Raw genomic sequence first — 11,145 nt, 5'->3', positions numbered from 1 at the left:
TTAATAGTGCAAGCACGGTTCTGTGAGGGGATGGAGTACAATTTACCGTAAGGTAAAAAGACTCCATTCTACTCGACATCTGTAATATAGATACGTGCCATTATACATTTTAGGGTCATATTGTTGAGGAATAGCTACCGATTTTACAGAAGTTAAATTAGTTTAAGATTAGTGGTAATGAACAACACATAAGTAACAGCGATTTTTTAAAAATAGCTTATCTATACACAAAAAGAAGACGAGTTTCCATTGAGGAAATCTCATCTTTTATTTGAATAAGGCAATAACAAGTGCTATTTTGAGCTAGAAATTAACAACCAATCGCCAATATTATAAAATATGTAAATTAAGGATACGGACCTTAAATCTGGAAACTTAATTTGTTTCGGTACTCTTTTAAATTATTTTCCACTTCATTTTAAAAAAATTAACGTTTTTTAATATTCTCAAAGCATTTATATATAAATTAATTGTATTACTTACTAAATTAATTTAAAAGAACCAGTGTTAAAACACTGGCTTCTGTATTTATCTTGGTAATGAAAAGGTTGCTGATTTTCCTTTGAATAAATCTTTGCCATCCTCACCTTTAAAAGGTCCAACCTCCATATCGAATTTCTTATATAATTCAAATTCGTCTTTTCTAAAAAGGAATACATGAAGTTTTTCACCTTTTTCACCAGGAGAAATTGCTTCTAGTTCACGTGGTTCCACCATTCCTTCACTAAATATTGTTGCTCTATTATCATCAATATTAAGTTTAGTGCCAAGACCACTAATTCTTAAAGGTTCAGTGGATTGATTGTCGATATTTAATTTAACAGTTAAGGCTACAATTCCATTATCACCAAAATTTTCAAAGCGTGGTTTACTTGCTTCTGTAGGCTCAATTACAGTGTATTGCACAGTATCTACTTGAATATTTACCTTATCAATATTTTTTGTTTCATTGATTCCTGTCTCTTCAAAAATCATTTCCTTATCAGCCATATTATCTGTTGTTAAGCGATCTTGTAAAAAGTTTGATGTTGTTTGATTCCCTGTTTCATTGCCTTCAAAAGCGAAAATAAAAGCATCTGAATGCTGCTGGTTACTATTTTTAAACATATCATTGTCAGCAACTCCACCTTCAATGATATATTTAGTAGAAACCGTTTTTAACTTTTCTAATTCTTCATTAGTTAAGATAAATGTCATTAATCCGGTAACAGTTTCACCAGCTTCAAATAAGCTAATTTGATCTTTGTTCTGTTTAATTTTAGCTATTTGTTGATCTTCGGGCACGAGTTTTCTGCCGTTATTTTGAATATAGTCTAAGTTACTGCTTAATTGTATTTTATGAAAATTTGTATAATACAATGGTTTATCGGTAGTATTATTAACCGTTACCTTTGTTGTAATAACATATCCCTCTGTTTGATCATCGAAAGCAATATTATAATCTGTATTCATATCAGTAACTTTTACGATCTGATATTCATCAACACTCACTTTAAAACCATCTAAATCATGAGTATAATTAGGCTCTTTGTTAGTGTAAATTACTTCAACATTACCTTCTGTTTCTTCAGCAATAATTGGATTTAACTCACCAGTGGTCTGTGTATTTTCTTCTACTTTTTCTTCTTCTTCTGGTGCTTTTTCTTCAGTACTTGTTTCCTCCATTTTTGGCTTTTCTTCTTTTTCCTCTGATGATGCTTTTTCATCATCTCCACAAGCTGCTAAAAATAACACTCCAATTGAAAGCATTGTTAAAAATTTTCTTTTGATCATATTCTCTACCTCTCTCTTATGTAATACTTCATTATTATACTAAAATATAGTTTACAAGTTACGGGTATATTTGTATAAATTTACTAGGTATAAATTACTATTTTTGGCTATTTACGTAAACGTTAAATAACCTAGAAACAAATTCAGTCTTGTTTTCTGGGCTATTTGACGTTTACGTTTAAAACAAAATTGAATTATAAAAAAGTCGCACCGTTTATAAAAAAGATTAACCGTTTTAGAAGCTGAATCCTTAAATAAACATTGTTGTATAGGGATTTATAAATTACTTTGATTAGTTGGTTTGGTTAAAAGAAGTTGACAGTATATCCCTACAATCTTCACTTCGAAACCATTCTCACGCTTACACTCGATTTTTCAAAAAATAAAATGATGTACCTCGATTTAAGTCGAAGAAAAATAAAGTCCAATCCTTCACCACTAAATATTCAATCGTATATATAACCATTATTGAGAACAAACTTAAGTTACCTAAACTTGGGCTTGTTAAGTTTGCGAAAAGTAGAGAAGTAGAAGGGCGTGTCCTTAACGCTAGGATTAGACGAAACCCTAGTGGAAAATACTTTGTTTCCCTTTTAGCTGAAGTAGATGTGCAACCTTTAAAAAAACGAAATCATTCTTTGGAATTGATATGGGATTAAAACACTATGCCATTTTGTCTAATGGTACGGAAAACAGTAACCCTAAATTCTCTAGTACGCTAGAAAAGAAACTAGTTGATGCACAACGTATTCTTTCAAGGCGTACGAAAGGTGGATCCAATTGGCATAAACAATGCGTGAAAGTAGCACGTATTCAAGAAAAAATATCAAATGCAAGAAATGACTATTTGCAAAAAGTATCAGCCCAAATTGTCAAAAATTACGACATCATTGGGATTGAAGGTTTGTAGGTGAGTAACATGCTTAAAAACGGAAAACTTTCAAAATCCATAAGTGAAATATCTTGGGCGAAATTCCGTTCTATGCTTGAATACAAAGCAAAATGGTGCGGAAAAAAAGTTATTGCTGTTTCCAAAAACTTTCGCTTCAAGTCAACTCTGTTCGAACTGTGGATTTCAAAATAAAGACGTTAAAAATCTTAACCTTCGCGAATGGGATTGCCCTTCTTGTGGTACTCATCACGACAGGGGTATTAACGCAGGACTAAACCTTAGAAACAAAGAGATTCGTCCCTTAACCGTAGGAACTACGGGGATAGTCTAATCAATTAGAAACCGTTAGGTTTCCTTACTTAGGAATCTCGCGACTTCAGTCGTCAGAGGTTCAAAAACCCCCTTTGCATTCTAAGTTATTACTTACCGATCAATAATATTTAGTTATAGGCTCATGTAACTGGTTACTTAATTGTGGTACAAGAGAGGGTGCAAAGGATGAAATTAGCTGTATAATAACTGAGCGAAGATATATGGATTCAATCAATAAGTTTATATAAAACAATAATTCACATTCAAATGCACCTTTGGTTGAATTGTGAAAAAATGTATACGGCGAATTAACTATAGGAGAACACCACTACACGCTTCTTTCTGTGATCATACTCAAGCCATTTTGAGTGTGGAAGCACTCTGAATTAATTTTATTAATAGAACAAACTGATCTAAACTTAGTAATTGTATCTGTTTCAAGTAATGTGAATTACTAGAAATCATAAAAAAGGTATTGGTAAATTGAATTCACAGAATTACCAACACCTTTTTTGCCTCTTAGATAACCACGCTGAACCGTACAAATAGCAAGAAAGAGTCCATGCCTAATTAAACTTTACTTCATAAAAAAACTATTACAAAAACCTCTCGACCACCTACTCCTACAGCATTAGCATGACTCTTATTATGATTTGAGATATGTAGTGCTTTTTTATTTATTCAAATGCAGAATTTGGGGTTAAATCTTGTATTTCTCATCTGATGTCTTTTGCTTTCTTGCCTCACGAATTACACAGCCTACAGTCATATATATAGATTTTCTTAATAGGCTAGATCTGCGTTTAGTAATTTTGTCTTGAATAACTGGATTAGTATTTTTTATGGCTGCTTTCACATGGGTTGTTATTTATCGTACTAAAAAATGAAAATGAACACCTATAAAATTAAGTATCGTAAGGTCTTTTCTTCAGTACAAAGATGACTAATAAATAAAACCGCTTTTTATGTTACTAATTTGGTACCAATAGCAACAGAGTTTACGAAAAGAGCCTTTATAAAACGATCACTGTTGCACAAAACAACATTTTTATCCTCTAGTATAGGAACCACGCCACATAATATACGATTAGAGCTTAAAAAAAGATTGTTAAAACTAACTCAATTTGAAATAATTAGTTTATATCATTGGAAGTTAATAGGTTATTTAGGAGTGTATGATGTGGAAATGCAGCCTTATATTAATGAATTTTTACCCGAATTGAAGCGGTATTGTCATATGTTAACAGGTACACCATGGGATGGTGATGATTTATATCAAGATACCTTGTTAAACATTATTAAACGCTCCTCTAAGCTCAGTGATCACCCTAATCCAAAAGGGTATCTTTTTAAAACAGCAACAAATCAATGGCGAGATACGATCAAAAAAACAAAGAGGGAGGTTGTTGATGGAGAAGTTAGTATGGCTGAAAAAATTACCGACATAAGTTTAATTGATTCTATAGAAGTACTCATTTCACTACTACCTTTCAAACAAGCTGCAATTATATTACTCACAGAATACTTCGGATTTAAGTCAAAAGATATTGCTGAATTATTAGAAATGACTGATGGGGCAGTTAAAGCTGCTTTAAATCGAGGTAGAACGACTTTAACAAAAATGAAAAGTGTTCAAATAAAGAGTAACGAACCTATACCAACGATCCTCAATCGTTTATTAAACAACTTAAAGAAAAATGATTTTCAGGGTATAGTTACTACTTATCATATCCTTGTTTCTCGAGGCGTAAAGGTAAATAGAGATGACCAGTTCTTTACATTTGAGTTGTATGATCCTGATGGGAATCGTTTTTTTTTCAAAGAAAAAATATAAATTTTTTTCGTATCTTTTTTATGTTTTATGCCGTTATTTATATAAAGGAGGCGATTTATATGAAAACAGTTAAAAGAATTGATAGTGTTTTTGTCCCAGTAACAAATATTGAAAGATCAGAAAGGTGGTATATGGAGACTTTTCCTTTTAAAGTTGTTTACCGAAGCAGTGACGGGCAATATGTAGGTTTTCGATTTAATGATGAGGGGGAGTTGAAAACTGCCTTAACCTTATACAAGGTTGAAACAATGCCACAAATTCATCATCAAACCTTTAATTTTTACTGTGAAGATGTTGATAGTTTCCATACTTATTTAACAAATCAAGGGAATAAAGTAGGTGAAATCCATGGAGGAGATGGAATGAGATTCTTTGATTTGTTTGATCTTGACGGAAATATATTGGGTGTTGTGACATTTTAGGAGTTGTATATATAATTTATAAGCAATCACGGAGGAGAAACAATGAGTACATTCATACAAAGAGTGGGTACTACATATGTCCCAGTAGCAGATCCCCAGAAAGCATCAGAGTGGTATCAGCAAAACCTTGGAGCGAAAGAAACGTTTTCGAATCATGATAAGGTAATACTTGACTTAGCGAATCAAAGTTTTTTCTTGTGAAAGCAAAGCAAGGAGAGAGGGTAGGGTTTCTCGATTATAATGGATATGAACATTTTACGATGACTTTTGAGGTGAATGGGTATAGTGAACTAGCAAAGTTTCATACCCTTCTTAAATCCAAAGGAGTCAGTGTAGGAGAAATAGAAGATCGTGGGCACCCAGGTAACAATTTTGTTTTTTATGATCTCAATGGAAATAAGTTTGATGTTTGGAGTGAGCTGAGTCCTATGTTTAAAGAAAAATATCAAGTTGATTAAATGATATATTTGACACCCTAGGAAAAGTGTGTTGAATAATTAGTCGTGTAAATTTCCTGCTATTAAGATGATAAATTTTTATAATATATAGCACGGTATTTAAGCAATGGCAGATTACCTTTTTGGTGTTGAAATGTAGAGCTGAAGAAATGGCTTTTATCGTAACATGGTACTATTTTACTATTAATTATAATTAATGTGGAAAAGAGCCTTAGTAGAAAATAACCCACGATCACTTGGTGTATAGACATTTTAGTTCTAGTACTTAAAGCAATACTCAGTGGGAAGACAGCATTACGAAAAGAACTTTAAAACGAGTGGGGTCTGTATTGGAACAAACCCTACTTCTTTTAATTAAAGGTTTATTAAGCTTTCTTTCTGTCATGAACAATTGGACATATTTTGCAAAAATTTCTTTGATCCCCAACTAAGTATGAAAAACAACAGCTTGTCCGCTTATAAGTTGATTGATTGTTATGTTTTGATTTTGCGAATTTCGAAAATGGGTTATGATCATGTGAACCAAACAAAGAGCTTGCCCCTTCTTGCAACAAATAAATGTAATCATCAGTTATCGTTTCGTGTAAGTGATTATATTGACTATCAGATAACAGTTTTTCGTACATCCATTTTATGTATATATATAGATTTTCCCACATTATGGCCATTGATAGTTTGCATTTTTTATTTATTAATGAAAATAAAACGTCTATGTGATTTGCAAAAATTTGTGTTAAAATATCATTTCTCCACTTGATCCGATTACGATCAGAGGCGTCTTCTATTGATACGTTATTCAACTTGAAAAATGGCTGCCAAAGTGTATCACGTTCTTCCTCCGATTCAATAGCAACATTTTTAATCGAAAAGTCCACCTTTTTACTTAGTGCACTCATCGCATATAATGCAATTAAAACCGCAAAGCTGTATCTTTTCACAAAAAGAGAGCTAGTTACCATAATGTTAGCAGACTTAGTTTTCTCTTTAATATAAACTAAATAATTGTGTAACATTTGTTCATCAAGTAAGTCTTCTGTGTAAACTGACAACAATGAAGGTTTAGTTGTTATTGATAATCGGTATTCCTCTTGTAAGATCTTTAATTCTTCAGCTGTAAACGAGCTCATGATGCTTTTTCACCTCATTTAAAATACGCCTGCCTCTCCCGTGTGGAATGCACATTGGTGTTCCAAAAAGGGGATCAGCTGTTACATCACAATTCATTTGAAAGACTTCCTTAACTAGCTTAGAGTTAATTACTTGTTCCGGTTTCCCGTGAGCAAACACTTTTTTATCTTTGATAGCGATCACGTTATGAGCATACCTGCAAGCTAAATTTAAATCGTGGAGAACCATAATAATCGTTCTATCTTCTATATCGTTAAGTTCAAATAATAGATCTAATATTTCTATTTGATGAGTCATGTCTAAATAAGTCGTCGGTTCATCTAATAAAATTATATCTGTGTCTTGAGCTAACGTCATGGCAATCCAAGCCCGTTGTCTTTGTCCGCCCGACAATGAGTCTACAAAACGATCAGATAGTTCTTCCATACCTGTTGCTTTAAGTGCTTGGGAGACAAGTTTTTCATCTTCTTCGGACCATTGGCGATACCAAGATTGATAAGGGTATCTTCCTTGTTTCACTAGTTGTAAGACTGTAAGTCCTTCAGGAGCTATTGGCCCTTGTGGTAAAATAGCTAATCTTTTAGCAATTTCTTTAGTCGGTAATTTAGCAATAGCATCTTGTTCAATGAAGATTGTTCCCGCTCGGGGCTTCAGAAGCCGAGCTAATGAACGAAGAAGGGTAGATTTCCCGCATCCATTACTTCCAATAAATACTGTAATTTCTCCTTTTGGGATAGTTACATCTAATTCATCTATAATAATCGAATCACTATATGACACCGTCAATGATTTTGTTTCTAATGCTTTCACTTTGCCCACCCCTTTTACATACCGTTTCGCTGTTTATATAATAGATAAATAAAGTATGGTGCTCCAATAATTGCTGTAAAAACACCCGCTGGTATTTCAATAGGAAGAAAGACAGTTCGCCCAATTGTATCTGCTAATAGGACAAGAATAGCACCAATTAATGCTGATAAAGGAAGTAATGCACCAAATGAAGATCCAACAAGTCTTCTTGCGATGTGAGGAGCCATTAGCCCTACAAATCCGATACCTCCAGCGAATGCCACTGCAGTTCCGATTAACGCAGCACTTAATAATAATAATAATATGCGTTGCCTTTGTATGTGAGTACCCACACCAACCGCAATTTCTTCACCTAGTTCTTGAATATTAATCTGTCTTATCATAATCATGACTATGAACAACAGTGAAGTTGTAATTGGGGTCAGTATCCATACGTTTTCCCAATTAGAACCATATACAGATCCTGTTATCCATACATTGGCTTGGCTAGCTTGATAAATTGGACCAATGATCATGAGTAAGGTTGTCAAAGCCTTTGTAAACGCCCACAAACTAATACCGATTAATACGAGACGTATAGTAGAAAGACCGTTTTTCCATGCTAGTATGTATAACAAAAAGGTCACAATAGTTGCACCTGCAAATGCACTTAACGGAAGCCACTTGATACTAACTGTTAAAGCATTATTTGCGTCGCTAAATATAACTAAAAAGAAAACAACGGCAACTGATGCGCCACCTGAAATACCAATAATGTCTGGTGAAGCGAGTGGATTTCGGACAATAGCTTGTAAAATAGCCCCAGCTACAGCAAGGCTCATACCGACAAGGATAGCGATCAAAATTCGTGGCATACGAAATGACTGAACGACTAATTGTTCATAAGCATCCCCTTGACCTAATAAGATAGCCACTACACGCAAAGGTTGTAAAAACTGTTCTCCCATTCCGCTACTAATTAAGAATAAGAGTAATAATAACATGAGAAATAATGCAGTTATCTTAATGGCATGTCTATCAAGTATCAGTGATATTTTCTGCTTTCCAACCCGTAAAGGATAATATTTATTCATGCTGAGTGTACTCCTTTTCGAGCAATGTAAATAAAAAATGGTGTTCCGATAAAAGCAGTCATCACACCAACCGGTACTTCTTCTGGCATAATGACGTACCGCGCCCCTATATCCGCTAACAATAACAAAATGCCTCCTAAGACTCCGCAATAGGGTAAAATCCATCTGAAATCATTTCCTACTAATGTCCGCACGATATGTGGAATGATAATACCTATAAATCCGATAGGGCCAGCTACTGCAACAGAACCCCCCGCAAGTAAAACGAAGCAAAACGTCATCGTTAAATTAACTACTCCTGTACGTAGTCCGAGCCCCCTTGCTACATCTTCCCCCATGGTTAAGACATTAATTTTTGGAGAAATAATGAAAGCTAGAACTGTCGCACCTATGAGGTAAGGATATACTGTGAACAAAATATCCAATTCTCTACCTTGAACCGACCCAGCTAGCCAAAACAATGCTTGATCAAGGGCAGATTCGTCCATCACTAATAACCCTTGAGTTAGAGAAGAAAACAACGCTGCTATTGCAGCACCTGCAAGTGTTAATTTCATTGGAGTCAAGCCTGTTCCAGAGCTGCTAAAAACATATACTATACATGAGGCAAAAGCAGCACCAGCAAAAGCGATCCAAGTATACGTTTGCAATGAATTAACTGAAAATACCATTAGTGCAACAACGATAAAAAAGCTCGCACCTGCGTTAATACCTATAATATCCGGTGAAGCGAGTGGATTTTTCATTAGTGCTTGCATGAGGGCTCCTGCAATGGCTAAGCTACTTCCAATTACAGCAGCTATTAATGCTCTTGGTAGACGCACTTGCTGAATAATAATATGTTCATTTGAACCATCAAATTGTTGGAAGGCTTCAATAGCTGTTTGAACACCTGTATCAGTATAGCCAAGGATAATGCTAAGTCCAATACACAACAATAAAATACATAAACTAGTGATCAAACCAAACAATTTTCCTCTATTATTAGTTAGTAACATTTCTTACTTCTCCCTCAATTTACCGAATTCTCTTTAAGTGTAGGAGATGAAAAAGAGAATGTCAATGACTTTGATAATCATTTTCATTTAGATATTGACAAAGCCGAAAATATACTCTAACATCTAAACAGGAATGAAAATCATTATCAAATAGGGGGAGATGACATGAATACATACAAATCAAATCGTTTATCTTCATTACTTACTGGGGTATTTCTCATAGCAATTCTAACACTTGTAGGTTGCTCAAATACAGAAGGTGAAACGTCTAGTGGAGAGAAGGTAACTACAACTGAAAGTAGTTCTTATCAAGTAGAACATGCAATGGGTACAACAGAAGTAGAAGGAACGCCAGAAAAAATTGTTATTTTAACGAATGAAGGGACAGAAGCTTTATTATCACTTGGTATCACACCGGTTGGAGCCGTTCAATCGTGGACAGGTGACCCTTGGTATGATCATATACAAGAAGAAATGAATGGTGTAAAGAGTGTGGGAAAAGAAATGGAACCGAGTTTAGAAACAATCTTATCACTACAACCAGATCTGATCATTGGTAATAAAATGCGACATGAGAAGATTTATGAACAACTATCTGCAATTGCTCCTACAGTATTTGCAGAAACATTGCGAGGAGATTGGAAAGATAACTTTGAGTTATATGCAAAAGCGGTTAATAAAGAGGAGCAAGGTAAAGACGTCATTTCTGAATTTAATAATCGTATTGAAAATTTACAAAATCAACTAGGTGATAAATTAAACCAAGAGGTGTCTATCGTTCGATTCATGCCTGGAGATGTTCGAATTTATCATAAAGATACTTTTTCAGGAGTAATTCTTGAACAATTAGGATTTGCTCGACCGGAAAGTCAGGATATAGCTGATTTTGCAGAAAAAAATGTGACGAAAGAGCGTATCCCAGCAATGGATGGTGACATTCTATTTTATTTCACATATGATCCTGCTGATAAAGAAGGGGAAGCAAAGAAATTAGAAGAAGAGTGGATTAATGATCCACTATTTAATAATTTAAATGTTGTACAAAACAATAATATCTATAGAGTAAATGATGCAATTTGGAACACAGCTGGCGGTGTCAAAGCAGCTAACTTATTTTTAGATGATATTGAAAAATATTTCTTAGAAGAAAATGAATAGTACAATCTTAATAATAAAAACTCGGAATCTGTGATTCCGAGTTTTTATTATTTTTAACATAGGGAGTTATAGTTTGTAATCGTAGTTTGTACATATATTGTTGTCCACCTTACTATTTACGATGAAATGAACTTTATAATCTTATCTAGTCGTTCTGTACTAGTGTAATAAAACTGTTTGTTCATGAATTATTGATTTTTTTACGAGTTTTTTCTTCATACAAAGGTAAATGGCAACTAAATTTTCAACAAGGGCTCTATTTCTACTCACAGAGTTCACGGAACTAT

At 34.0% G+C, this 11,145-nt stretch carries 8 protein-coding genes and 2 pseudogenes; 5 read left to right on the top strand and 5 right to left on the bottom strand.

Translation table 11 applies throughout. The features are described from left to right. Positions 1 to 528: 528 nt before the first annotated feature. The gene (locus JM172_RS07095; protein ID WP_214481404.1) at positions 529 to 1,773 is read right to left on the bottom strand and encodes a DUF5068 domain-containing protein; all 1,245 of its coding nucleotides are present in this window, start codon (positions 1,771 to 1,773) and stop codon (positions 529 to 531) included. A gap of 299 nt (positions 1,774 to 2,072) precedes the next feature. Here JM172_RS07095 and tnpB point away from each other — a divergent pair. The 4 genes and pseudogenes from tnpB to JM172_RS07075 all read left to right on the top strand — a co-directional run. After that, a pseudogene (gene tnpB / locus JM172_RS07090) lies at positions 2,073 to 2,996 on the top strand (IS200/IS605 family element RNA-guided endonuclease TnpB); the annotation flags it as partial. 1,167 nt (positions 2,997 to 4,163) lie between these two features. Beyond that, positions 4,164 to 4,811: an RNA polymerase sigma factor gene (locus JM172_RS07085; protein WP_250886558.1), complete on the top strand. Its 648-nt coding sequence runs from the start codon at positions 4,164 to 4,166 to the stop codon at positions 4,809 to 4,811. A gap of 59 nt (positions 4,812 to 4,870) precedes the next feature. Continuing rightward, complete coding sequence (locus JM172_RS07080; RefSeq protein ID WP_214481402.1) at positions 4,871 to 5,233, top strand: VOC family protein; 363 nt, start codon at positions 4,871 to 4,873, stop codon at positions 5,231 to 5,233. Positions 5,234 to 5,275: 42 nt separating this feature from the next. Continuing rightward, positions 5,276 to 5,691, top strand: a pseudogene (locus tag JM172_RS07075) (VOC family protein). Between the two features lie 365 nt (positions 5,692 to 6,056). Here the strand turns inward: JM172_RS07075 and JM172_RS07070 are convergent. The 4 genes from JM172_RS07070 to JM172_RS07055 are packed head-to-tail and all read right to left on the bottom strand — an operon-like array spanning position 6,057 to position 9,700. Beyond that, positions 6,057 to 6,818, bottom strand: coding sequence for an IucA/IucC family C-terminal-domain containing protein (locus JM172_RS07070; RefSeq protein ID WP_214481401.1), 762 nt, complete (start codon positions 6,816 to 6,818; stop codon positions 6,057 to 6,059). Continuing rightward, the gene (locus JM172_RS07065) at positions 6,799 to 7,629 is read right to left on the bottom strand and encodes an ABC transporter ATP-binding protein (RefSeq protein WP_410628996.1); all 831 of its coding nucleotides are present in this window, start codon (positions 7,627 to 7,629) and stop codon (positions 6,799 to 6,801) included. Before JM172_RS07065 ends, JM172_RS07070 begins: the two co-directional genes overlap by 20 nt. A gap of 14 nt (positions 7,630 to 7,643) precedes the next feature. Continuing rightward, positions 7,644 to 8,702, bottom strand: a complete 1,059-nt coding sequence (locus tag JM172_RS07060) for a FecCD family ABC transporter permease (RefSeq protein ID WP_214481399.1) — start codon at positions 8,700 to 8,702, stop codon at positions 7,644 to 7,646. Beyond that, a complete protein-coding gene (locus JM172_RS07055; RefSeq protein ID WP_214481398.1) occupies positions 8,699 to 9,700 on the bottom strand; it encodes a FecCD family ABC transporter permease in 1,002 nt (333 codons plus the stop codon). Before JM172_RS07055 ends, JM172_RS07060 begins: the two co-directional genes overlap by 4 nt. Before the next feature lie 165 nt (positions 9,701 to 9,865). Between JM172_RS07055 and JM172_RS07050 the strand changes: the two genes are divergently transcribed. Beyond that, entirely contained in the window at positions 9,866 to 10,858 is a 993-nt protein-coding gene (locus JM172_RS07050) for an ABC transporter substrate-binding protein (RefSeq protein WP_214481397.1), read from the top strand. Positions 10,859 to 11,145: the final 287 nt, after the last annotated feature.

It is taken from the genome of Bacillus sp. SM2101 (genome assembly GCF_018588585.1).
Lineage (GTDB): Bacteria > Bacillota > Bacilli > Bacillales > SM2101 > Nanhaiella > Nanhaiella sioensis.
This window is presented reverse-complemented; position numbering and strand designations above follow the sequence as displayed.

Excerpts from the sequence above, each read along its gene's own strand:
- JM172_RS07095 (WP_214481404.1), bottom strand. The coding sequence starts at position 1,773 with ATGATCAAAAGAAAATTTTTAACAATGCTTTCAATTGGAGTGTTATTT.
- JM172_RS07085 (WP_250886558.1), top strand. The coding sequence starts at position 4,164 with ATGCAGCCTTATATTAATGAATTTTTACCCGAATTGAAGCGGTATTGT.
- JM172_RS07080 (WP_214481402.1), top strand. The coding sequence starts at position 4,871 with ATGAAAACAGTTAAAAGAATTGATAGTGTTTTTGTCCCAGTAACAAAT.
- JM172_RS07070 (WP_214481401.1), bottom strand. The coding sequence starts at position 6,818 with ATGAGCTCGTTTACAGCTGAAGAATTAAAGATCTTACAAGAGGAATAC.
- JM172_RS07060 (WP_214481399.1), bottom strand. The coding sequence starts at position 8,702 with ATGAATAAATATTATCCTTTACGGGTTGGAAAGCAGAAAATATCACTG.
- JM172_RS07055 (WP_214481398.1), bottom strand. The coding sequence starts at position 9,700 with ATGTTACTAACTAATAATAGAGGAAAATTGTTTGGTTTGATCACTAGT.
- JM172_RS07050 (WP_214481397.1), top strand. The coding sequence starts at position 9,866 with ATGAATACATACAAATCAAATCGTTTATCTTCATTACTTACTGGGGTA.